The 23,362-nt window shown below is 52.5% G+C and carries 18 protein-coding genes and 1 other RNA gene; 14 read left to right on the forward strand and 5 right to left on the reverse strand.

Features of this window, described 5'->3' with window-relative positions:
• The first annotated feature begins 168 nt into the window (after nucleotides 1-168).
• The 10 genes from JW953_12390 to JW953_12435 all read left to right on the forward strand — a co-directional run bounded on the left by JW953_12390 (nucleotide 169) and on the right by JW953_12435 (nucleotide 14,353).
• Complete coding sequence (locus JW953_12390) at nucleotides 169-1,302, forward strand: glycosyltransferase family 4 protein (GenBank protein MBN1993491.1); 1,134 nt, start codon at nucleotides 169-171, stop codon at nucleotides 1,300-1,302.
• 42 nt (nucleotides 1,303-1,344) lie between these two features.
• On the forward strand, nucleotides 1,345-2,133 hold the full coding sequence (locus JW953_12395) for a class I SAM-dependent methyltransferase (protein MBN1993492.1): 789 nt from the start codon (nucleotides 1,345-1,347) through the stop codon (nucleotides 2,131-2,133).
• 63 nt (nucleotides 2,134-2,196) lie between these two features.
• Nucleotides 2,197-3,789 (forward strand): hypothetical protein, encoded by a 1,593-nt coding sequence (locus tag JW953_12400; GenBank protein ID MBN1993493.1) that lies wholly within the window; start codon nucleotides 2,197-2,199, stop codon nucleotides 3,787-3,789.
• Nucleotides 3,790-3,890: 101 nt separating this feature from the next.
• Entirely contained in the window at nucleotides 3,891-5,819 is a 1,929-nt protein-coding gene (gene asnB / locus JW953_12405; protein ID MBN1993494.1) for an asparagine synthase (glutamine-hydrolyzing), read from the forward strand.
• The gene (locus JW953_12410) at nucleotides 5,819-6,922 is read left to right on the forward strand and encodes a glycosyltransferase (protein MBN1993495.1); all 1,104 of its coding nucleotides are present in this window, start codon (nucleotides 5,819-5,821) and stop codon (nucleotides 6,920-6,922) included. Before asnB ends, JW953_12410 begins: the two co-directional genes overlap by 1 nt.
• Nucleotides 6,922-8,112, forward strand: coding sequence for a glycosyltransferase family 4 protein (locus JW953_12415; protein ID MBN1993496.1), 1,191 nt, complete (start codon nucleotides 6,922-6,924; stop codon nucleotides 8,110-8,112). Before JW953_12410 ends, JW953_12415 begins: the two co-directional genes overlap by 1 nt.
• A 68-nt stretch (nucleotides 8,113-8,180) precedes the next feature.
• Complete coding sequence (locus JW953_12420; GenBank protein ID MBN1993497.1) at nucleotides 8,181-9,143, forward strand: methyltransferase domain-containing protein; 963 nt, start codon at nucleotides 8,181-8,183, stop codon at nucleotides 9,141-9,143.
• Between the two features lie 51 nt (nucleotides 9,144-9,194).
• On the forward strand, nucleotides 9,195-13,178 hold the full coding sequence (locus JW953_12425) for a tetratricopeptide repeat protein (GenBank protein ID MBN1993498.1): 3,984 nt from the start codon (nucleotides 9,195-9,197) through the stop codon (nucleotides 13,176-13,178).
• 68 nt (nucleotides 13,179-13,246) lie between these two features.
• Complete coding sequence (locus JW953_12430) at nucleotides 13,247-13,702, forward strand: peptidylprolyl isomerase (GenBank protein ID MBN1993499.1); 456 nt, start codon at nucleotides 13,247-13,249, stop codon at nucleotides 13,700-13,702.
• 69 nt (nucleotides 13,703-13,771) lie between these two features.
• Nucleotides 13,772-14,353 carry a peptidylprolyl isomerase gene (locus JW953_12435; protein ID MBN1993500.1) on the forward strand — a complete coding sequence of 194 codons (582 nt, stop codon included), beginning with the start codon at nucleotides 13,772-13,774 and terminating at the stop codon, nucleotides 14,351-14,353.
• Between the two features lie 73 nt (nucleotides 14,354-14,426).
• On the opposite strand, the gene pgl is transcribed toward JW953_12435, so the two are convergent.
• Together pgl and zwf are read right to left on the reverse strand one after the other, a co-directional pair.
• Entirely contained in the window at nucleotides 14,427-15,173 is a 747-nt protein-coding gene (gene pgl / locus JW953_12440) for a 6-phosphogluconolactonase (protein MBN1993501.1), read from the reverse strand.
• Complete coding sequence (gene zwf, locus JW953_12445; GenBank protein MBN1993502.1) at nucleotides 15,174-16,724, reverse strand: glucose-6-phosphate dehydrogenase; 1,551 nt, start codon at nucleotides 16,722-16,724, stop codon at nucleotides 15,174-15,176.
• A gap of 141 nt (nucleotides 16,725-16,865) precedes the next feature.
• Here zwf and JW953_12450 point away from each other — a divergent pair, with 141 nt between their 5' ends.
• Nucleotides 16,866-17,087: a hypothetical protein gene (locus JW953_12450; GenBank protein MBN1993503.1), complete on the forward strand. Its 222-nt coding sequence runs from the start codon at nucleotides 16,866-16,868 to the stop codon at nucleotides 17,085-17,087.
• Between the two features lie 35 nt (nucleotides 17,088-17,122).
• Here the strand turns inward: JW953_12450 and ssrS are convergent.
• A non-coding RNA gene (gene ssrS, locus JW953_12455) (6S RNA) lies at nucleotides 17,123-17,306 on the reverse strand.
• A gap of 294 nt (nucleotides 17,307-17,600) precedes the next feature.
• On the opposite strand from ssrS, the gene tig reads away from it, so the two are divergent.
• Genes tig through clpX form a run of 3 tightly spaced genes read left to right on the forward strand, consistent with a single transcriptional unit; the run spans nucleotide 17,601 to nucleotide 21,166 of the window.
• The gene (gene tig, locus JW953_12460) at nucleotides 17,601-19,070 is read left to right on the forward strand and encodes a trigger factor (protein MBN1993504.1); all 1,470 of its coding nucleotides are present in this window, start codon (nucleotides 17,601-17,603) and stop codon (nucleotides 19,068-19,070) included.
• 30 nt (nucleotides 19,071-19,100) lie between these two features.
• The gene (locus tag JW953_12465) at nucleotides 19,101-19,754 is read left to right on the forward strand and encodes an ATP-dependent Clp protease proteolytic subunit (protein ID MBN1993505.1); all 654 of its coding nucleotides are present in this window, start codon (nucleotides 19,101-19,103) and stop codon (nucleotides 19,752-19,754) included.
• 5 nt (nucleotides 19,755-19,759) lie between these two features.
• The gene (clpX, locus tag JW953_12470; protein MBN1993506.1) at nucleotides 19,760-21,166 is read left to right on the forward strand and encodes an ATP-dependent Clp protease ATP-binding subunit ClpX; all 1,407 of its coding nucleotides are present in this window, start codon (nucleotides 19,760-19,762) and stop codon (nucleotides 21,164-21,166) included.
• A 750-nt stretch (nucleotides 21,167-21,916) separates the two neighbouring features.
• On the opposite strand, the gene JW953_12475 is transcribed toward clpX, so the two are convergent.
• Nucleotides 21,917-22,654, reverse strand: a complete 738-nt coding sequence (locus tag JW953_12475; GenBank protein ID MBN1993507.1) for a hypothetical protein — start codon at nucleotides 22,652-22,654, stop codon at nucleotides 21,917-21,919.
• The coding region (locus tag JW953_12480; protein ID MBN1993508.1) for a sigma-70 family RNA polymerase sigma factor at nucleotides 22,644-23,362 on the reverse strand (719 nt) is incomplete at its 5' end. The genes JW953_12480 and JW953_12475, both read right to left, overlap by 11 nt.

The raw sequence follows: 23,362 nt of genomic DNA on the forward strand, positions 1-23,362 counted from the left end.
AGGGGCGAGGCAGAAAGCAACGTATCTTTCCAAAAGTACCTCCATTCCGAGTTGCCTCGCCTTTACTTGGCAGGAGTCAGATTTGTTTTAGCGGTGCAGTGGTAAAATTCCCTCAAGCCGGGGGTCAACGTTTGAGTATTTTAAGCCGGAAATAACTCAAAGAGTAAAATGAAAAAATTACGTGTTGTAATGGTCATCTCCAGTTTTTTCCCCATTATTGGCGGAACGGAAAAACAGGCCCAGGCCTTGAGCATGCACCTGCTCAAGCGGGGAGTTGAGGTTTGTATCCTCACCCGGCAATACCCTGGCCTTTCAAAATACCAGGTTCTGGATGGTCTTCCCATTTATCGTTTGCTGGTGTGGGGGTGCAATAACAACTATATTTCCACCCTCATGTTTACGGGCGGGGTGATTGTATGGTTAATTTGGCATGCTCGTTTATATGATGTTGTGCATGCCCATCAAACTCTGTCCCCGGCCATGGCCGCTCTGATTGCTAAACTTTGCACCAGGAAACCTGTTTTGATTAAGGTGGCCGGCAGTGGCGCTTATGGGGAAATAAGGGAAATTCGCCGCCGGCCATGCTTAACCCTGCGCCGGCGCCTGCTGCGTCAGGCTGATAGGTTTTTGGTTCTGAATGAGGAAAGTATCCAAGAGCTTGGCCAATTGGGTATTGCTCGTCACCAGATTGTGCGGGGAGTAAATGGCGTTGATACCCAACGTTTTGCCTTTGTTAAACGAAAAATGGAATCTCGTTCTTTGACCGTTGTGTCGGTGGGTCGGCTGTCTTATGAAAAGGGGCTTGATCTCTTATTGCTGGCCTGGAAAGAGGTCTTGCAACTTAAAATCCCGGGGGAGTTTACTCTGTTGATTGTTGGAGATGGGCCGGAACGGGTTGACCTGGAAGCTTTACGGGAGCAACTGGCTTTAGGCGAGCGGGTTGTTTTTACGGGCGCTACCACCGGTATTGACCGGTATCTGCAACAAGCGGATATTTTTGTCTTGCCTTCCCGTTCCGAAGGAATGCCCAATGCCGTGTTAGAAGCCATGGCCTCTGGCCTGGCGATTGCGGCCACCCGGGTGGGCGGTATCCCCTACCTCATTACCCCAGACCAAACCGGGCTATTGGTGCCCCCGGAGGATGTTGCCGCCCTCACTCAAGCCCTGGTTCAGTTACTCACCCGGCCCAATCTGCGCCGCCGCTTGGGCCGGACCGCCCGCCAACACGTAGAGCATAATTATTCAATGAAGATTGTGACCGAACATTACCTGCAACTTTATCGCGAACTTTCGCCCAACTGAATGGTGAAATCGTGGTTGTTGAGCAGAAAGTAAGGAGCATCCATGACGCAGCCGGTAACCTTTTCCTTTGGCGAAAATTGGCTCAACTATATTCAAACTTTGGATGAAGAGAAGTTGAGGGAGGCCGAGCAGTCTCTGGCCGGCTTGTTGGGTTTGGCCGGTTTGGCCGGCAAAACCTTTATAGACATTGGGGCCGGAAGCGGCATTTTCTCCCTGGCCGCAGTGAACATGGGCGCGCAAACGGTTGTCAGCCTGGATGCCGACCCCCAAAGCATCCGGGCTTGCCAAAAGATCAAACAGCAGGCCGACGCGGCCCATTGGACCATTCTGGAAGGCTCAATCCTTGATCAAGAGCTGCTCAACCGTTTGCCCCGGGCGGATATTGTTTACGCCTGGGGCGCGCTTCACCATACCGGGGCTATGTGGCAGGCTATAGACCATGCGACTACGTTGGTCAATGAGCGCGGCTTGTTGGTTATTTCCATTTATAACCGGCATTGGTCGTCGGGCTTGTGGTTAAAGTTTAAACAGATTTATAATCGTTCCGGGAATTGGGGCAAAAAGTTGCTGGTCTGGTTATTGGTCATCCCCCGGGTGGGAGTGAGGTGGTTAAAGGGCAGGCCTCCCCTACGAGATAACCGGGGCATGTCGGTTTATTACGACGCCATAGATTGGGCCGGCGGATTGCCCTACGAATATGCTTCTTTGGCGGAAGTGGCCCGTTTTTGCCGGCAAAGGGGATTTGTTCTGCAAAATTCAGTGCCAACAAAGACCATCGGGTGCAATCAGTTTGTCTTCATCCGCAAAGATACCAAATATTTAGACAAATGAATTAAACCGAATATAATCCTGCCATCCAACTGCAATCAATACTTTAGATCTCTGGAGGGAGTAATGAAAAGAGTCATTTTAAGCTGTTTGTTGTCCGGCATTCTGTTTTTGGTATTATTGTATCCTGTTTTGGCCCAAGCCATAGATGAGTTCACCGAGGCACAGAACATTCCCACCAATGGGGCCATGGACTGGGAGTTCTTCACCATTGACGGTAATTATTATTTGGCGGTGGCCAATGTTTCAAATGGAACCACGCATTTTGTGGATTCAAAGATCTACCAGTGGAATGGCGCCAGTTTTGTCGAATTTCAATCCATCCCTACAGTTGGCGCTCAAGATTGGGAGTTCTTCACCATTGATAATAACCACTACCTGGTAGTGGCCAATTCGGCTGACGGTGTTAGTTGGAATCTTGACTCAAAAATCTACCGATGGAATGGCACCAGTTTTGCTGAATTTCAGTCCATTGCCACCAATGGAGCGAAGAACTGGGAGTTTTTTACTATTGGCAGCAACCACTACCTGGTGGTGGCCAATTATCATAATGGTTCCAGTTTCAACATTGATTCAAAAGTCTATCGCTGGAATGGTGCTGATTTTGAGGTATTTCAATTAATTTCTACCAGTGGCGCTGAAGATTGGGAGTTTTTTACCATTGGCAGTGACTACTACCTGGCGGTAACCAATTTATACAACGGTTCCTCCTACAATAGAGATTCAAAGATCTACCGGTGGGATGGCGCTGACTTTGAACAAATCCCAATTCAACAAATCCCCACGAATGGCGCTACAGCCTGGAAGTATTTCACCATTGGCAGCAACCACTATCTGGCAGTGGCCAACCACTACAATGGCTCCACCTACAACATCAACTCAAAAATCTACCAATGGAACGGCAGCAGCTTTGTGGAATGTCAATCTATTGCCACCAACGGGGCCTATGATTGGGAGTATTTCACCATTGGCGGGAGTGACCATTACCTGGCGGTGGCGAATTATTATAACGGCGCCACCAGAAGCATCAATTCCAGACTATACCGCTGGAATGGCGCCAGCTTTGTTGAACACCAGGTTATTTCCACCACCGGGGCGGCTGATTGGCGCTATTTTACCTTCAACAACGACTCCTACCTGGCCGTAGCCAATAATAATAACGATTCCACTCACAACATCAACTCAAAGATCTACAAGGCTTCACTCAATCCGCCGGATCTATCGCTACACAAATCGGTTGCGCCAATCACGCCGGTAATGCCGGGCCAGACCATCACCTATACCCTGGCTTTTTCCAACCTCAACGACACGCCAGCTCTTGCGGTCGTTCTCACCGATTACGTGCCGTTGCCTACCTTCACCGTGCAGAGTGTCAGCAGCAGCGGGGTGGCCCTGACCCGCACCACCACGGCCACGGCGGAGGTATTTGCGGTAGCCGGATTGAACAAGGGAGAGGGCGGGGTGATCACCATCAGTGGAGTGATTGATCCTGGTTTGCCGCGGAGTGCCACCTTGATCAACACGGCCGTGATTACCGGCACGCGGGTGGAGACGGTCACCCTCAACAATACTGCCAGGGCCGGCATTACGGCCCTGCGGATTTATTACATCTATATCCCTTTCATCATTAAAAAGGCGCGGTTGGTTTATTTTCCCTGAGTTGCAAAATAGCTGCGTTTCCAGGTGAAAATCACAAAGGGTATTATCGGGGGGGTAAAGAATCTTTTATTCTTTGCGCCCTGATCATCAAACAATTTATTGTGTGTGGCATTACCGGCAAACTACATTTTGACCCCCATCAAAGCGTGGATGAAAACCTCATCCATCGCATGAATACCCTGCTGATCCATCGCGGTCCAGATGATGACGGCGTTTGGAGTAACGGCCCCATTGGCCTGGGCCAGCGCCGCCTGGCCATTATTGACCTCTCCCCCACCGGCCGCCAACCCATGCGCAATGAGGACGGCGCAATTTGGCTCACCTTTAACGGCGAAATCTACAACCACCTGGAATTGCGGGCCAACCTGGAAAAGCGCGGCCATCATTACCGGGGCGTAGCCGACACCGAAACCATTTTGCACCTCTACGAAGAATATGGCCGCGACTGCGTGCGGCATCTGCGGGGCATGTTCGCCTTTGCCCTCTGGGATGAGCGCCGGCACAGCCTGCTGCTGGCCCGCGACCGTTTTGGCCAAAAACCCCTGCTCTACGCCCAAACGGCTGACGGCCTGACCTTTGCTTCCGAGATCAAGGCGCTACTCCAGGACCCCGCTGTCTCCCGCAACGTAGATGAAACAGCCCTGCATCATTACCTCACCTACGGCTACATCCCCACCCCGCTCACCGCTTTTAGTCAGATTCGTAAACTCCCGCCGGCCAGCACGCTCTTTTGGGAAAATGGTCACATTTCTATTGAACGCTACTGGCGTTTGCGCTATACTCCCAAATTGAAGCTGACCGAGGCGGAAGCGGCTGAACGCCTGCTGGAACTGCTGCGTCAGGCCACGCGGTTGCGCTTAATGAGCGATGTGCCCCTGGGCGCTTTTCTCAGTGGAGGCATTGACTCCGGCGCGGTGGTGGCGCTGATGGCTCAAGCCACGCCGGAGCCGGTCAAAACTTTTTCTATTGGTTTTGCCGAACAATCGTTTGATGAACTGCCCTACGCCCGCCAGGTGGCGGAATGGTACGCCACCGACCACCACGAGTTCATTGTTAGGCCCGATGCCCTGGCCGTGCTGCCGGAGTTGGTTTGGGCCTATGGCGAGCCTTACGCCGACTCCTCGGCGTTGCCCACCTATTACGTGGCCCGCGAAACCCGTCGCCACGTAATTGTGGCCCTCAACGGCGATGGCGGCGATGAGGCCTTTGCCGGTTATGATCGTTACCTGGCCCTGCGTCTGGCCGGCCGTTATGAGCGGGCGCCGCGTTGGCTGCGCCGGGGCGTCATCAATCCCCTGGCGCAGCGACTGCCGGAAACCACCGGGCGCAAGGATTTCTGGCGTCGTTTGAAGCGGTTTGTGCTGGCTGCCGATGCCGCCCCGTCTCAACGTTACGCCCGGTGGACCGTCCTGCTGTCTAACCCGGATAAGGCGCGGCTCTACACGCCGGATTTCCAGGCCCGGCTGGCGGCGGTTGACTCGCTGGACCTGATTGAGCAACTTTACGCTGCGGCTGATACTAACGATGCGGTTGAGCAGGCCCAGTTTGTAGACGCCCATCTCTACTTGCCCGACGATTTATTGGTTAAAGTAGACATTGCCACCATGGTCCATTCGTTAGAGGCGCGCTCCCCTTTTTTGGACCATCAATTGGCCGAGTTTGCGGCCCAACTGCCGGTTGACTATAAACTGCGGGGGCGGGTGTCAAAATATATTCTCAAACATGCCCTCCGGCGTCACCTGCCGGAAGCCGTTCTGCGGCGCGACAAGCAGGGGTTTGCTTTGCCCCTTGGCCGCTGGTTCCGGCACCAACTGCGCCCGGTGGCCGAAACGGTGTTACTTGATCCCGCCACGCTGCACCGGGGCTTGTTTGCCCGGGCCGGGGTCACAACAATGCTTAACGAGCACGTTAGCGGCCGGGCCAATCACTGGCAGCGGATTTGGCAATTATTGATGCTTGAACTTTGGTTTCGTACTTATGTTGACCGCCCCCGGTCAGCCCTATTCGGCTCGGCCGAAGGGATTCTTTGATGCCCGTCAAACTCTTCCACCTGATCACCGAACTCTCCGTTGGCGGCGCGCAAAAAGCTCTATTTCGCCTGTTGAAATACCTGGACCGGGACCGGTTTGCGCCGGTGGTGGCTTGCCTGTACAATGGAGAGGGGACGGTAGCCACCGAAATTCGCAACCTGGATATCCCCGTTTTTGATTTAGGAATGACGGCCAAGTGGCGCGGGGATGCCTTGGGACGACTTTATCGCTTGCTGCGCCGTGAGCAGCCGGACATTTTGCACACTTGGCTGTTCCACGCCAACCTGCCTGGCCGGGTGCTGGGGCGGCTGGCCGGCGTGCCGGTTATCATCTGCGCCGAACGCACGATGGTGATGGAAAGCGAGTGGCGCTACCGGCTCAATCGTTCAACCATCAAATTGGTTGATCGGGTGATTGCCAATTCAGCCAACGTGCGGGAGTTCTGCCTTTCCCATATTGGCCTGCCCGCGGAAAAAGTGGTGGTCATCCCCAACGGCATAGAGTTAAACCCGGCGCCGCCTCCGGCTCGTGCTGCGGCCCGGCAGTCCCTGGGGCTGCCGCTTGAGAGCCTGGTTGTGGGCGCGGTCAGCCGGTTTGCGCCGGTCAAAGGGCTGGATGTTTTGCTCCGGGCGTTGGTTCAGGTGCCGCATGCCCGCCTGGTGGTTGTCGGCGATGGCCCTGAACGAGCCAACCTGACCCAACTGGCCGGCGACCTGGGGATAACCCAGCAGGTTCATTGGGCCGGTTATCGCGCCGATGTTCCCCACCTGCTGCCCGCCTTTGATCTCTTTGTCCAGCCCTCCTGGCACGAGGGCCTGCCAAATACAATCCTGGAGGCAATGGCCGCCGGACTGCCGGTGGTGGCTACGGCCGTGGGCGGCACGCCGGAAGTGGTGGTAGATGGCGTCACCGGCCTTATCGTGCCTCCGGGAGATCCTATGGCTTTGGCCGGGGCGATACATCACCTGCTGGTTGATACCAATTTGCGGGGTCAAATGGGTCGGGCCGGACAGTCGCGGGTACAGCAGCATTTTGATATTCAACAGAATGTTGAGCGGACCGAATCCTTGTACAAAGAATTGCTTATAAAAGTAGAGGATTGATGAGCGTCTCCCAAACTTCCAGAGTAAAAGTGCTCCAGGTGATCACCCGGCTCATTATCGGCGGGGCGCAGGAAACCGTAATGCTCGTGGCCGATATGCTGGACCCGGACCGTTTTGAGGTGGACGTGTTCAGCGGCCCGCAAACCGGCCCGGAGGGCAGTTTGATTGATAGTATCCGCCAGCGGGGCATCTCCCTCACTATTGAACCAACTCTTGTCCGCGAGATCAATCCGCTAAAAGATTTGCGGGCGTTTTTTCGGCTGGTCCGCTTTATCAAACGGAATCGCTACACCATTGTCCATACCAACAGCTCCAAAGCCGGTATCCTGGGGCGTTGGGCCGCCTGGCTGGCCGGCGCGCCCGTTATTGTGCATACCGTGCACGGATGGGGGCATCATGAATACCAACACCCTTTGGTGCGCCGGTTGTATATCATCCTGGAAAAATTGAGTTTGTTTATTACCAAACAATTGGTGGTGGTTTCGCCGCTGAACATTAAAAAGGGCCTGGCCGATGGCATTGGTCGGCCCGAAGATTACGTGGTGATTCGCAGCGGCATTGAACTGGACCGTTTTGGACACCCCGGGGTTGCCCCGGCCCAAACCCGTGCTGCGTTGAACATTGCTGTAGACGCGCCGGTGGTGGGCACGGTCACCCGGCTGTCGCCGCAAAAAGCGCCGCTTGATTTTGTGCAGGCAGCGGGTATAATTGCCTCCAGCGCGCCCGAAGCCCGGTTTGTGCTGGTCGGCGGCGGCCCGTTACGCGCCCAGGTTGAAGCCGAAATTGCCCGGTTGGGCCTGGCTGAACGGTTTGTTTTGACCGGCTTGCGCCGGGACATCCCGGAACTGATGGCCGCCTTTGATATCTTTGTCCTTTCGTCGTTATGGGAGGGGTTGCCGCGCGTGCTCCCGCAGGCCATGGCCACGGGCTTGCCCATTGTGGCCACCGCCATTGACGGCAACGCCGAAGCGATAACTGATGGTGTCAATGGCCGGTTGGTTCCGCCCGGCGATGTTGCGGCCCTGGCCCAAGCCGTGCTTGATCTGCTGCAAAACCCGCAGGTGGCCGCGGCCATGGGCGCGGCCGGCCGGCAACGCGCCGCCGAATTTGGCGCGCAAAAAATGGCAAACGAGATCGCTGAGTTGTATATTCAACTATTGACCCAACGTGATCACCCAAAATATGGGTAGTGGTTATATATTAACTAATGGTGACTGATGGAGTCGCAAAGTTAGCTTTGTGACTCCATTTAAGGAACATGGTGTATTCCAATCCAATTGCCATAGCCAGGGGATTGGCTACTTACATACCCGGTTTGTCTCAGCTAGAGCTGGCCTTGCGGAACAGAAAGTTCGGCACGGTTTCGGCCCGGTATTGTTATGCCGTGTGGTTAAGACATCTAACGCTGGCGGGCGAAAACGGTTTATCCACCCATCCCCAAGTGGTGGCCGAGTTAGGCCCCGGCGCGTCGTTGGGCATTGGCCTGGCGGCGTTGCTCTCCGGCGCCGGCCGGTACTACGCTTTTGACGTGGTCAAGTATGTTCGGCAAACCCGTAACCTGGAGATTTTGGATGAGCTGGTTGCTCTGTTTCAAAAGCGCGAGCCAATCCCGGGCGAGAGCGAGTTCCCTTACCTCAAGCCCGGTTTGCCGGCCTATCACTTTCCGGCCCACATTTTAACGGAAACCCGGCTGGGAGAAGCCCTGAATCCGTCCCGGCTGGCGGCTATCAGAGAGGCGGTGCGTTATATCGGCCACAAGCAGCCGCACAATATTCAAATATCCTATTTTGCCCCCTGGTTTGATCCGCAGGTTTTGCAAGAGCAGTCGGTTGACATGATCTATTCGCAGGCGGTATTGGAACACGTAGACGATCTGGCTTATACTTACGAGATGATGTATCGTTGGCTCAAACCCGGCGGTTTTATGTCGCATCAGATTGATTTTAAGAGTCATAACACCGCCCGCGCCTGGAACGGGCACTGGGCGTATTCCGATTTTATGTGGAAATTGATCAGGGGGAAGCGAGCCTATCTCTTGAACCGGCAGTCTTACGGCGCGCATCTTGAACTCTGCCAAAGGTTTGATTTTGAAGTTATGTGTGATCTCAAAATCAAAAACGCCTCACCCGTGCCAAGGAAAGCGCTGGCCCCAAGATTCAAGAATATGTCTGACAATGACTTGACCACGAGCGGAACTTTTATTCAGGCCCGTAAAAGGTAGTTTGCCGGGTAATCAAACCGGAATGAAGCATAATTTCAACCCGAGGTTCTTATGAGAACAAAACTCTCCATTTTTTGTGACCGCGTTATTGAAGCTGGCTGGCTGGCTGCCGCCGTAGCGGTCCCGTTATTTTTTAACATCTACACCGCGCGCACCTTTGAGCCGGATAAAATTACCTTGCTGCGCTCAATTGTTGGGGTGATGATTTTGGCCTGGATTATATCGGTGGTTGAGCGGGGCGTGAGTGAGGCTGATGGTTCAAGCTTTGTGCTGTCGGAACATTTTCGCCGGTGGCTCAAAACCCCCTTATTTTTGCCAACGGCGTTGTTGGTTCTGGTTTATATCATTAGCACTATCTTTTCTATCTCGCCCAGGGTGAGCTTATGGGGCTCCTACCAGCGCATGCAGGGCACTTATTCCTACCTGTCTTACGTGGTAGTTTTTGCTTTGATGGCCGGTAATTTGCGCACCCGCGAGCAGGTAGATAGATTGGTGACCATTATTATTTTGGCCAGCATTCCGGTGGGTTTGTACGGCATTGTGCAGCATTATGGCCTTGATCCCCTGCCCTGGGCCGGAGATGTTACTTACCGGGTAGCTTCTAACATGGGCAACCCTATTTTTGTGGCCTCATACCTGATTATGATTGTGCCGCTTACTTTGAGCCGCCTGATTGAAGCCATGTCCGCAATTATCAAAGAGGAAAAGGCTTCTTGGGGTTACACCATCCTGGCTGCGGTTTACATTTTTACCCTGGCCATTCAAGTGATCACCATCTTGTTTAGCCGGAGTCGCGGCCCTTTACTGGGTATTTTGGGGGCCAGTTTTATCATGGGCTTGCTCATTCTCTTGGTGCTGCGCCGCTTGCACCCCAATCCTGTATCCCTTTCTTTCAAAGAAATAGGCATGGGCTTTGGATTTATGGCCCTATTGGGCGTAGCCGGCGGGCTGGGCGGCGGGCTGGGCTATTTGTTGGGGTGGGGCCTGGATAACTTGCTGCTGGCCTTAAATTATTCAATTGGAGGCGTCTCTTTAATGGGAGCGGCCCTGGGCGGGTTACTGGGCTTTTTGGGCTTATACACGTATATGGCCGCGACTGAGAAGGGATGGCGTTGGCTCTGGCTAAGTTGGTTTGGTTTGGCCGTGCTGGGCGTTATTTTTGTGTTAGCCCTGAATATTCGGGGAATAGGGCTGGACCCCTATCTTGACCCTATCCGCCGATTGCCCTATCTCGAGCGTTTGGCTAACATCACCGAAACCCAGGCCACCGGCCGGGTGCGCGTGCTCATCTGGGATTCGGCTATGAGATTGGTCGCTCCGCACGAACCGTTGGGCATTCCGGGCGATGAAGTTTCCCCTCCAGATAAGTTCAACCTGCTCAGGCCGTTGCTTGGCTACGGCCCGGATTCAATGTTCAATGCCTTTGCTTTTGTTTACCCCCCCAACCTGGTTGAGGTAGAGAACCGGGGCAGTTCCGCCGACCGCTCTCATAACGAAACCATGGATAGTTTGGTGATCACCGGGGTTTTGGGGTTTCTGGCCTTTTACTTTTTAATGACCAGCCTTTTTTATTACGCCCTGCTCTGGTTAGGCTGGGTCCCGGATAAGCCGGCCAGGTGGCGGCTCATCATTTTGCTGCTGGCGGGCAGCGTTGCCGGCCTGGTAGCGCCGTATCTGCTGGACGCTGAAGACAGCCCCTTTACCTTTATGCCGCTGGGTTTGCCGCTGGGTTTGATTGCGGGCGTGGTCATTCACCTGGTTTGGCAGGCCATTGTTACCCAAAAAGAAAATAAGGACCGGGTTGAGTTTTCGGCCCATCCCCTGCTCTTGATTGGTTTGTTGGGAGCGCTCATCGGCCACTTCATCGAGGTTCACTTTGTCTTCTCTATTGCCGCCACTTACACCTATTTTTGGATCTACGCCGGTTTAATGGTGGCCCTTTCCAGGATCAACCAGATTCAGAACCAGGCCGAGGAAACAACTACTAAAACAGAAGCGGAATTGGGCCTGGAAACAGGCACAATGGCCACCCTGGCGGTTGAACCGGAAGAACCTGCCTTTCTTGATTACGAAAACAAAGTCCGCCGGCCTAAAAAAAGGCGAACTCGGCGCCGAACCGGCGCAAAAACACCCGGAGCGAATGCATGTCAAACAAAAACGCGTGAAGCGCCGGCTCAAGCGCTGCAAGGCGAGAGCTGGGCTGTATGGGTGGGCAGCCAGGGCCTGGCTATGGCCATTATTTTAATTATTTTAACCTTTGATTTCATCACTCCCCATTTTGTTTTCAGCCTTGGCGATAAAGATAGCCTGAGTTTATTGTGGATGTACGTTATTACCTGGTATGTGGGCCTGGCTATTGCCCTCTCGGATACCGTGATCCGCTGGCAGGAGTATTGGGATGACCGGGCCACCTGGCTCCAAATTCTGCGCCGTATTGCCGGTTTCTTTTTATGGCCGGTTGCGTTTTTGCTCTTTGTTTTCAATATTGACAAAAAATATACGCGTTTGATTACCCTTTACGCTTTTGCGTCCCTGAGTTATTTCTTTATCCACTACCTCACCCACACCTTCCTGCTTGGCGTGCAGGTGATGGTAACCCGCATCAGCGACGTGATAACGGCGGCCAATGTATTGGTTTGGGGTTTGTTGTCGTTTTATGGTTTTTTATTTGTTCTGTTTTTGATTCTGGCGCTCGTTCTGGCCTGGCGGCAAATGCGGGGCCAGCCATTTTTACGCGCCGAAAACTGGTGGCTTTATCCTCCTTTGATCCTGGCTATCTTTGGCCTGATCTGGTTCAAAAACATCAACGTGGTGCGGGCGGATTTATACTTAAAGGACGGTGAACGCTATCGAAACCAGGGCCAGTGGGACCAGGCCATTGCCCTGCATGAAAGAGGCAAATCAATAGACAGCGACGAGGATTTTTACTACCTGATGTTGGCCCTGGATTATCAATTAATGGCCCAAGACGGCAATGTTGATGCGGCCCGGCGCCAGCAGGGCTGGCAAAAAGGCGAGGAAATTGCCCTGGAAGCCAGGAGGATCAATCCCTACAATCCCGACAACACGGGCAATATGGGCCGGTACTACTTCACCCTGGGGCAAGTATTTGACCCTGGCCGGTTTTCGGATGCGCTGGAGTTTTTTGAAAAAGCCACCATCCTGGCACCTTCAAACGTGATTTACCATAACTTGTGGGCGCAAACCCACTACATCCGGCAAAATTACGACGCGGCCATTGATCGGCTGAAAAAATCCATTGCCATTGACTCCCGCTATCCCCCCACCTGGCTGCTGCTGGGCGATACCTACGCTGCTCTAGGCAACGTTGACGAGGCGCTCAAGGCCCACCGTGAAGCTATGAAATTGCCGCCCAGGTATTCGGATCCTGATGGCTTCTCTTTCTTTGCCGATCAGTTTCTTGACCAACGTCTCAATTTCTACGTGTCTGCCGGACGGTTAGACGATATTGTGGCCGCGATGCAGCAAGTGGCTCTGGATAGAGAAGAGAAACTGGCTTTGGCTGCAGACGACGAGACCAGAAAACGGGCGCAACAACGCGCCGCCCAGGTGCAATGCACCATTGGTCGCGCCTATCTTCTGGCCGGCCAGTATGATCAGGCAACCCTTCATTTAGAACAATGCCGGGCATTGGGCGATAATTCGGATAGAACTATCCGGGACCTGGCTAACATCTACCTGAATTCAGAAGCATTTGACCAGGCATTGCCGCTTTACCTGATGCTGGTCCAAAACAATTCTAACGACGTGGAAGCCCACAGCGCATTGGCCTTTATTCACGCCCGCCAAGGCCGCCTCCAAGAAGCGATCCAGGAAAATCAATTGGTTTTGCAGCAACTGCCCAACGATTACGACAGTTTAAAGAACTTAGCCGTTCTTTACCAACAACTGGGCCAGTGGCCGGAAGCCCTGCGCTTTGCCCAACAGGCCCAAACCGTGGCCCCAGAGTCTGACCAGCCAAGTTGGCAGCAATTTATTGCCGATATCGAGAGCCAAATGCCGGCCTCAGAATGAAATTGATAGGGTAAAAAATTTAAATTAAGGAGAAAACTGTGCCTAAACAATATAGTAGTTATCCAGAAATGGTCATTGATTCCACCAAAAGGTATCAAGCCACGCTGAAAACCGTCAAAGGAGATATTGAGCTTGATCTATTTGCGGCTGATACGCCCAAAACCGTGAACAATTTTGTTTTTCTGGCCCGTGATAAATTCTACGATGGTTTAACGTTCCACCGGGTGATTCCCGGTTTTATGGCCCAGGGCGGCTGTCCCAACGGAGATGGCCGGGGGGGACCAGGTTACAGCTTTGAGGATGAGACGCGCGGTAATTCTAAGCAAAAGCATGAAACGGGCAGTTTGAGCATGGCCAATGCCGGCCCCAATACCAACGGCTCCCAGTTCTTCATCTGTCACGGACCGCAGCCTCATTTGGATGGCAAACATACCGTTTTTGGTAAGGTCACCAGCGGGCAGAACGTGGTCACATCGCTACAAAATGGCGATGTGATCAATCAGGTCATTATCACCGAGAGTTAGGTGAAAGTCATGAAAATCCCAATCGGCAGATTTATTCTGGTATGTTGGGTTGTTGTGTTGCTGATGTTTATGGTAAGCTGCGGCAGTACCCCCACCCCGGAACCTCCGCCGCCGGAGGATACGCCGCAGAGCGAAGGGGTAGCTGCTTTACCGGCAGCACAACGGGCCGATTATTATTCGGCCAGGCCCCAACTCACCATTGACCTCCAAAAAACCTATCGGGCTATTATCCAGACCAATAAAGGTGAAATTGTGGTTTCGTTGAACGCTCAAGCCGCGCCGGAGCACGTGAATAACTTTGTCTTTTTGAGCAAAGAAGGTTTTTACCATGGCTTGACGTTCCATCGGGTTGAACCTGATTTTGTGATTCAGGGAGGCGATCCCCTGGGGGTGGGTAAAGGCGGCCCCGGCTATACCGTTCCCGGCGAGTTCAATTTAACCCACGGCGAAGGAGCGCTGGCTATGGCCCGTTTGCCGGATCAGGTCAATCCCCAGCGCGAGTCGAGCGGCAGCCAGTTTTACATTACCCTGGCCCCTACCCCGTTTCTTGACGGCCAATACAGCGTATTTGGCCAAGTGGAGGCCGGCATGGACGTGGTTCGCTCAATTGAGGTTGGCGATACCATTGACCGGATTGTGATTGAAGAGTAGGCTGGCCGGCCCGGCCGTAAAAAATACAAAAACCCCTGGCTGATTTCCAGGGGTTTTTTATTATGGGGCCGGATCATCTGGGCAAGTCGGCTGCTGCCGCTTCATCCACAAACCAGTGAGCTTCACCATTGATTGGCTGCGCCAGTTGGGCAGGGAGTTTATGGGTCAAGGTCGAATCAAATACTTGGGCCAGAGCCTCAGCTTTGCCTGGCCCGGCGGTTATAAAAACAACCTGGCGGGCGTGGTTGATGACGGGCAAGGTCAGGGTGATGCGTTCCGGTGGCGGCTTAGGTGAGTCAAAAATGGCCGCCACCCAGCGTTCTGTTTCGTTGAGTAAGGCGTGTTGGGGAAACAGCGAGGCGGTGTGGCCGTCTTCGCCCAAACCCAACAGGATCAGGTCAAAACAAGGCCAACGTCCCGCGCCGGGACTAAAAACTTGGGCCAACGTATTTTGATAAGCCTCAGCCGCCGCCTGCGGGTCAAGCGAATCGTCCAGGGGATAAATTTGGGCCGGGGGCAGGTTTACGTAGGCCAGGAGATATTTTTGGGCCAGGTAATAATTGCTCTCCGGGTTGGTCAGGGGCACGCAGCGTTCATCGGCCCAAAACACATGCCATTTTGACCAATCCACCCGGTCGCGCCACGGCTCGGCCACTATCGCCGGGCCTAATAGTTTGATCAGAGACCCGCCGGACAGGGCTACCGTGAAGCGGCCCCGGGCCGCCACCGCCTGCGCCGAAAGACGAGCCACGTGCTTGGCGGCGGCCAGGCTCAATTGCTCAGGCGTGGAGAATGAGTGAAAATGAATTTTAGCTTGCATTTAGCCACATCCGCTAGATGTTTTTTCGCTGCACCCGTACAGCCATTGGCGCCCATCGGCTCGAATGAACTCCTCGGCGTCGCCGGGGCCCCAGGTGCCGGATTCGTAAAAAGCCAGGGCGGGCGCGTCTTTTTTTGACCAGCCTTGCAGAATGGGGTCAACCAGACTCCAGGCCAGTTCAATCTCGTCGCTGCGGGTAAAGAGCGAGGCGTCGCCGTGCAGAGCGTCCAGAATGAGCCGCTCGTAAGCGTCGGGCAGGATGCCTTTGCCAAAATCTTGCTCGTAGAGAAAGGTCATATCCACCGGATGGGTGCGCATGCCGGCGCCGGGTATTTTGGTTTCAAAGCGCAGGTTCATGCCTTCGTTGGGTTGGATGCACAGCCCTAAAACGTTGGGGGGCAGTTGCTGGTCCGGGGCCAGCGGAAACATCAGGTGAGGCACATGGCGAAACTGCACCGAAATTTCGGTGACTTTATTGGCCAGAGCCTTACCGGAACGCAGGTAAAAAGGAACATTCCGCCAGCGCCAGTTGTCTACAAATAATTTGAGCACGGCAAAAGTGGGGGTTTCGGTGCCGGGCGCGACCCCCTGCTCATCCCGGTAGGTGCGATATTGCGCGCGGACCGTATATGAGCCGACTTCTTCCGGTTTGATGCAACGGACGGCTTTAAGTACTTTCACCTTTTCATCGCGCAGAGACGTAGCGTTGAATTCGGCTGGCGGCTCCATAGCAGTCAGGGTAAGCAGTTGGAGCAGGTGATTTTGGAACATATCCCGCATCACGCCTGCCGTATCGTAATAGCCGGCCCGGCTGCCCAGGCCGACCTCCTCCGCTACCGTAATTTGCACGTGGTCAATATAGTTCCGGTTCCATAGCGGTTCAAAAATGGCATTGGCAAACCGAAAAACCAGCAGATTTTGCACCGTTTCTTTGCCCAGGTAATGGTCAATCCGGTATACCTGGCTTTCGTCAAAAACTTGATGAACTTGTTTATTCAACTCCACCGCCGAGGCCAGATCATGGCCAAATGGTTTTTCGATGATGATGCGCCGCCAGCTATCCCTGGTTGGTTGGGCCAGGCCGGCTTGGCCGAGTTGTTTGACAATGACGGGGTACAAGGTGGGCGGTGTGGCCAGGTAAAAGAGATAATTGCAGCTAATATTTCGTTCTTTATTGATTTTTTTGAGCTGTTCGATCAAACCCTGGTAGCCGGCCGGGTCGTTGTAATCAGCCTGGTGATAGAACAAATTGTTGCTAAAATGAGGCCATTTCTCACAGAGATGGTCCGGTTTGATGCGCGAGTAAGCCTCGATGCCTTCCAGCGTTCTGGACCGTAAAGTATCATTGGTTAGATTGCTGCGGGCCACGCCCACCACGGCAAAATTATCCGGCGCTAGTCCTTCGCAGGCCAGGCTGAACAGGGCCGACATCAATTTCCGCCGGGTTAAATCCCCCGAAGCGCCAAAAATAATAACCACGCAAGGGGCGGGCACTTTGCGTAAAGTATCTTTGACCGCTTCAGGGGCGATGGAGAGGTCTACCTTATCCATTTACGTCTTCCTTAAATAATTGGGAATGAATTTGGAACGGCAAGTAGGTATTCTAGCATAGAAGAAAGAAAAGAAAAATTCAGAAATTTGGCCGGTTCGGGTATAATCAAGCGTAAAATTATCCAACAGAGGTCAGGCGGCGTGTCAAACCCATCAAGAGAAAGTCAGGCTCTATTGCCTAAATTTTTGGATACTTTTTTCCATCTGCCCACGTTAATCACCATTGCCCTGCTCAGTGTGGTTATGCTTTGGAGAATTTGCGACGCCGGTGTACACATTGGCCAAAACTTTATCCGGCTGCATACCAATCAGGGCAATCTCACCCTGGAATGGCGAGATGGCTGCTGCCACGTGGATTGGTAATAAAAAAAGCACGATTCTTTAGAATCGCGCTTTAAAGTCCCCCCGCTGGACCGTGTGCCATCCATTTGTCTTTGAACCTGCTTTAAGCAGGGGGGGGCGTGGATAGAAGGTGTTGCCTTGCCTTGCCGCAGGCTACCGCATCCCCTCTAAAACAGCAGCCCCCATTCTATGAAATGTTGGCTCAAGACGCACGGAGCATCACGCGAACAGCAGGGTTAATCACAGTTTAGCACAAACAGCCTGGATTGACAAGTTTGCCGGAATTCTGTTATTAAGGCGCTTTATTGACCAGATTGGGGGTCAATATTGGCGGGCGTGACTTGACATAAACTACTAATGCCGGTATCATTGGATTCAAGCTTAAGCTCCTTAAAATTGAGCAGCCGGCCGGTTGCTCATCATCTTTCCTCATTGTTTCATTGTGACCGAATTTTACAACAATTTGCTTGGGGTTCTCCTTTATGCTATGATAAATTCACTTTCTTAAATTAATTAGAGACGAGGTTTACCCCGGTGAAGGTTACAACTGAAGAACTAGAACGATGTGAAATTTTAATGACCATTCAGGCCGACCCGGCCCAGGAACAGGATTTGCTCAAAAAGGCCGCGCGGCGAATTTCTCGCCAGGTCCAGATCCCTGGTTTCCGGCCCGGTAAGGCCCCTTATCATACCATTGTCCGCCGTTTTGGCCTGGAAACCATTCAGCAAGAAGTGCTGGAACATTCGGGCGAAAAAATAGTAACGGATGCCCTGGATGAAGCCGGTTTGGATCCCCAGGCGCCGCTCAAGTTTGACGAGATTACCTGGGAACCGTTAACCATCAAGGCCAGAGTGCCCGGCCCGCCGGTGGTTGAATTGGGCGATTACCGCGCCGTTCGCCTTGAGGCCAAAACAGTAGAAATTAGCGATGAGGAGGTGGCCGAGGCGCTGCAAACGCTGCAAGAGCAAAACGCCACCTGGACCCCGGTTGAACGCCCGGCGCAAATGGGCGACCTGCTCACTATGTCGGTGGTTGAAAAACACGGCGATGAAGTGCTGTCCGAAAACGACGCGGTGGAATTTGAGTTGACGCCACCTGATGAAGAGAACGAGGATGATGACGAACCAGACGCGGCTCAGGTGGATTTTATTACGCCCCTGCTTGGCTTGAGCGCCGGTGAGAGCAAAACGTTTACCATCAATTATCCCGCAGATTGGTCGGCGGAACGGCACGCGGGCAAAGAGATAAACTTTACGGTTGAAGTTGGCAGTGTTAAAGAAAAGGAGCTTGACCCCCTGGATGACGACTTTGCCCAAACAGTGGGCGATGTTGAGACCCTTGATGAATTGAAGACGCAGATCCGAGAAACTCTTGCCCGGCGGCGACAATTTCAATATGATCATGAATTAGGCCACGAAGCCCTGGACGAAATCTTGGCCGGAGTGGAAAAATTGGAATGGCCGGAAGCCCTGGAAGAACACCGGATTGACCAGGAATTGGAACGTTTTGAAGAGCGCTTAAAACAAGCCAGTTTAACCCTGGATGGTTTCCTGAACATGCAGCACAAAAACAAAGAGCAACTGCGTGAGGAGATCCGAGAGAGTGTTATTGAAACTTTGCGCAACAGCTTGGTGTTGAGCAAAGTGGCCGAATTGGAGGGCCTGGAGATCAGCAACATGGAAATTCTGGAGCGGGCTAGGGCCATTGCCGATTTGTCGGGGGCAGGCGAGCAGTTTTGGCAGAGGGTGTTGTCCTCGCCGGCCCACCAGGCTTCCATTGCCAATGATGTGTTAACCGACAAGATTTTTGAACGATTGGCCGCCATTGCTAAAGGCGAAGCGCCCGAACCTGGCGCCAAAGCGGAAGCGGAAGAAATGGCCGAGGATGATGAGCCACCGGCCGCTGTGGCTAAAGGAACCGAGGCTAAAACTGCCGAGACCTTGCCTGCGGAAACCACCTCTGAAGAAACGGTGGCCGAAACAGATGTTGAGCAGACAGTATAAGCGTTAAAACTGAAAGGAGTTGCTGTTAAAATGTCAGTTTATTTACCCCAAGCCGTAGTGCCCATGGTCATCGAAACTACCGGGCGCAGCGAGCGGGCCTATGACATTTATTCCCTATTGTTAAAAGAACGAATTATCTTTTTGGGTACCCCCATTAACGACCAGGTGGCCAATTTGATCGTTGCCCAACTGCTTTTCTTGAGCCGAGAAGACCCTGAACGTGAAATTCAAATGTATATTAACTCACCCGGAGGGGCAATTTACCCCGGCCTGGCTATTTACGACACCATGCAGCAAGTTCCGGCGCCCATCAGCACGTTTGCCGTAGGCTGGACCGCCAGTATGGGCACCGTTTTGCTGGCTGCCGGTTCAGAGGGCCGGCGCTATGCTTTGCCCCACGCTACCATTCACATGCATCCCGCCGGCGGTGGTGCCCAGGGATATGCCCCGGACGTTGAGATTCAATACAAAGAGTTGAAGCGGATGCAAGATTTGCTGCACGGTATTCTGAGCCGGCACACCGGCCAACCTGTTGAACGTATTGCCGAGGATTTTGAGCGAGACCGGTTTATGGATGCGCATGGGGCCAAAGATTATGGCCTGGTTGACGACATCCTGGGCGAGTCGGCCATTGAGCCGATGGAAAGTAACGCTGAAGAATCTAACACTAACAAGAAAGAATAGCGTCAATGGCCCACAGATTTGGTTCTGACCTACAAGTTTGTTCATTCTGTAAGCGGACGCAAGAAGAGGTAAACCGGCTCATCGCCGGACCGGATCAGGTATTTATCTGCGATGAGTGTGTTGATCTGTGTCAAGACATTCTGGCAGAAGATACGCCTGCTACGGCGGCCACTGATTTTCAGCAAAAGCGTATCCCTTCGCCCAAAGAGATTTATGAGCAATTGAACGAGTGGGTTGTGGGTCAGGACCGGGCCAAAAAAGTTCTTTCGGTGGCCGTTTATAATCATTACAAACGCATTAATCGCCCCCAGGCCGGCGAAGACGATGTTGAATTGCAAAAAAGCAATATTTTGTTGATTGGGCCAACGGGTTGTGGCAAAACCCTGTTGGCCCAAACGTTGGCCCGCATTTTAGACGTGCCGTTTTGCATTACCGATGCTACGGCCCTTACCGAGGCCGGTTACGTAGGCGAGGATGTGGAAAATATTTTGCTGCGCCTGATTCAAACGGCCGATTACGATGTGCAGAAAGCCCAGCAGGGCATTATCTACATTGATGAAATTGACAAAGTAGCCCGCAAATCGGGCGATAGCCCCTCGATTACGCGCGACGTTTCGGGCGAGGGCGTGCAGCAGGCCCTGCTAAAAATTATTGAAGGCGTGCAGGCCAATGTGCCGCCGCAAGGGGGACGCAAACACCCCCACCAGGATTTTATTCAAATTGATACCTCAAACATCCTCTTTATTTGCGGCGGAGCTTTTGATAACCTGGATAAGATGATTGAAGAACGGCTGGGCATCAAGGGCCGGATGGGTTTTGTTAAAGGGCAGGGCAAAACGTTTGGCAAAACGGACGAAGGAAAAACAACGGCTGCCCCGAGCCGGGGCGGTCATCTGCAAGAGGTCACGGCTTTGTCCAAAGAAGAACAGCGGCGGTTGAAGGAACAAGAGGATATTGTTTATTCCGCTCAATTGTTGAGCCAGGTAACGCCGGATGATCTACTGGCTTATGGCCTGATCCCCGAATTTGCCGGACGCCTGCCGGTGGTGGTTACTGTTGAACCCTTAGATCACGCTGCCTTTATGAGCATTCTTACCGATCCCCGCAATGCTATTGTTAAACAATTTCAGCGCCTCCTGGCTATGGTGGATGACGTGGAACTTGTTTTCACGCAAGAAGCCATTTCCCTAGCGGCCGACATGGCCCTCAGATATAAAACCGGCGCTCGCGGCTTGCGGGCTATTGTGGAAGAGGCGTTGTTGGAGGTCATGTACGAGATCCCCTCGCGCAAAGAAATAAAAAAATGCGTAGTTACGGCCGACGTGATCAGGGGAAAAACCAGGCCGGAGTTGTATGATGAATACGGGCGTCCGGTGGGAATGGCCCTGGATGATATGGATAAGGCGGCTTAAGGGGCCGGAAAATTAAAAAAGCAGTCCCGGAGTTTGACCTTTGCTCCAGGGCATTGAAAAAAAGAAGCCTCTCGGGTAAAGTTGGGTTGAGTGACCCAACCCAGGAGGCTTCTGTCATGAAAGACAGCGAACGCTGCGGCCGCTTGCGCCTTAAAAACAAAAAGGGCGCTGCTGACACCCTTTTTGTCATACTTTTTCCCTCCTGACTTTACTTAAATAAAGTCCAGGGAGTTTTAGTTTTTTGGTGAACCCACCTAATTTATAAAAAATTGCTTAACAAATAATAAGATAAATGGTATCCCATTGGGATTTTGTGAGTTCAACAATCCGGGCCACCGTTAACAATCATTCCAGAAAGAATTGCAAACGATGTTGCTGAACACATTACCAACAGCCGGGCCAAGTATTAGCAGGATAGCGATAACGACAATAGCCATTAAAACTAGGATCAACGCATACTCGACCAAGCCCTGACCTTCTTCTTGGGGCAAGAACAACATTGAGGCAATTAACCTCCTTTCTATTGAATTTTGATTTGAACAAGTGACTCTCTTCTGGTGAAAAGTCAAACTACCATAAAAATCCTACTTTCTATTTTAACTTGATAACCACCAGATTGAGATTAGGATAAAGGTACTGATGACCCTCAAATCAATAATAATATTATATCTCAAATTCCTGATAAATAAAAGGGGATAGTGGAGGCGGAGGAGATTTTTAAGTTTTGCTAATGTAGGTGGTTCTCAATACTCATTTGACCACGCTAATGGTATCAGCTATCAAGACCCTATTATTGGCCCTTAACAAACCTATTATTTCTACGGTATCCCCTTCATGAATGTTTTTCTCAATTTCAATATCAGGCGGCAGGAAAATGGTGTGACCGGCCACAACCCACAAGTTATCGCCTTTTGTTTCCAGGATTCCCCTGAACTGAACTACCGCTGCTCGATTTTGCTCTATCAGTTGCTCTATTTCTTGCAAGCGACGTTGGTTGAACTTTTCCCGCAATTCGGTCTGGCGTCCCTCATTAGGGGCAAAAGAAAGTTGTACGGTTTCAGAAAAACGTTTTGCGCCATAGAGAAAGTCGCCGGGGATGGCGTCTGTAGCCAGATAGTTTACAATCAAGGCGGCCATCACCAGAGTCAAAAGAACGGTGATAATAATTGTCGCCAGGTCATTGAGAACAGCCGTGGGGGTCAGTCGCCTTTGCATAATCCTGAATATTGCCTGTGTTTTTTCCCAAAAGGTGGGCGCAGACAAACTGGGCAGGGTGGCTATCTGCTGCATATACATAGCGCGTAAGGCCGACTTTCTTTCCTCGGGTACCAATTTGGGGTTAGGATCGGCCAAAACGGTGGCTGCATAAAGCAGGGGGCGCAATTCGTCTGCATAATCAGGCACCTCCGCCAAAATATCTTCAATAGATACGCCTGCTTGCAGGGCAGAAATACATTCATCGAGGATGGACTCAAATCTATCCGTCATTTTCCACCCCCTCCGGGATAAAACGGGCCAACGAGGCCAGCGCCCGGTGCTGTAAACCTTTGATGGCTCCGATGGATTTATCTAATAGGTGAGCGGTTTCAGCCAGGCTCAACCCCTGTCCAAATCTGAGTGTAATCACGTGTTGTTGTTCTTCGGTGAGTTGGAGAATAGCTTCTCGCAACATGGGACCCAGTTGCGACAAATGCACCTGGTCTGTTAGCGAAAGTTCATCCGCCGCCAGGTCCTCTATCAAAGCAACGGTGCGAGTTTTTGTTTTAATGTAATCTGCCGCCAAATTGCGGGCCACCGCGTATAACCAGCCTGATAAGGAGGTGCGGGGAGGTTTGCCCGCTTTGAGCGCATTGACCAGGGCCAAAAAAACATCCCCGGTCAAATCGGCGGCTACCTCCGGTTCACTCAAACGATAGTTGAGGTAACGATAAATTTGATCAAAGTACTGATCGTAAACTTCAACCAGGGCTTTTTGGTCGTGTCGTTGTATCCGCACCAGCAGGGAACGGTCGTCTTCCACAGCCGGAAAATTCTCCTTTCGTGGTGTGCAGCCAGCGCCCTTATCGTAAAGTCTTTTTTGGGCTAAAAAAGATTCGGGCCGGCTCATTAATGAATTTTTAGAAATTAATCCGGTAATGTAGGGGCGTACCCTTGTGGTCGCTCCAGAGGACAGGCACAAGGCGCTGTCCCTACGAT

Source organism: Anaerolineae bacterium (assembly GCA_016931895.1).
In the GTDB taxonomy this organism is placed as follows: domain Bacteria; phylum Chloroflexota; class Anaerolineae; order 4572-78; family J111; genus JAFGNV01.

What these genes read in the sequence shown, in the direction of transcription:
- JW953_12390 (MBN1993491.1), top strand. Translation starts at nt 169, where the DNA reads ATGAAAAAATTACGTGTTGTAATGGTCATCTCCAGTTTTTTCCCCATT.
- JW953_12395 (MBN1993492.1), top strand. Translation starts at nt 1,345, where the DNA reads ATGACGCAGCCGGTAACCTTTTCCTTTGGCGAAAATTGGCTCAACTAT.
- JW953_12400 (MBN1993493.1), top strand. Translation starts at nt 2,197, where the DNA reads ATGAAAAGAGTCATTTTAAGCTGTTTGTTGTCCGGCATTCTGTTTTTG.
- JW953_12410 (MBN1993495.1), top strand. Translation starts at nt 5,819, where the DNA reads ATGCCCGTCAAACTCTTCCACCTGATCACCGAACTCTCCGTTGGCGGC.
- JW953_12415 (MBN1993496.1), top strand. Translation starts at nt 6,922, where the DNA reads ATGAGCGTCTCCCAAACTTCCAGAGTAAAAGTGCTCCAGGTGATCACC.
- JW953_12420 (MBN1993497.1), top strand. Translation starts at nt 8,181, where the DNA reads ATGGTGTATTCCAATCCAATTGCCATAGCCAGGGGATTGGCTACTTAC.
- JW953_12425 (MBN1993498.1), top strand. Translation starts at nt 9,195, where the DNA reads ATGAGAACAAAACTCTCCATTTTTTGTGACCGCGTTATTGAAGCTGGC.
- JW953_12430 (MBN1993499.1), top strand. Translation starts at nt 13,247, where the DNA reads ATGGTCATTGATTCCACCAAAAGGTATCAAGCCACGCTGAAAACCGTC.
- JW953_12435 (MBN1993500.1), top strand. Translation starts at nt 13,772, where the DNA reads ATGGTAAGCTGCGGCAGTACCCCCACCCCGGAACCTCCGCCGCCGGAG.
- pgl (MBN1993501.1), bottom strand. Translation starts at nt 15,173, where the DNA reads ATGCAAGCTAAAATTCATTTTCACTCATTCTCCACGCCTGAGCAATTG.
- zwf (MBN1993502.1), bottom strand. Translation starts at nt 16,724, where the DNA reads ATGGATAAGGTAGACCTCTCCATCGCCCCTGAAGCGGTCAAAGATACT.
- JW953_12465 (MBN1993505.1), top strand. Translation starts at nt 19,101, where the DNA reads ATGTCAGTTTATTTACCCCAAGCCGTAGTGCCCATGGTCATCGAAACT.
- clpX (MBN1993506.1), top strand. Translation starts at nt 19,760, where the DNA reads ATGGCCCACAGATTTGGTTCTGACCTACAAGTTTGTTCATTCTGTAAG.
- JW953_12475 (MBN1993507.1), bottom strand. Translation starts at nt 22,654, where the DNA reads ATGACGGATAGATTTGAGTCCATCCTCGATGAATGTATTTCTGCCCTG.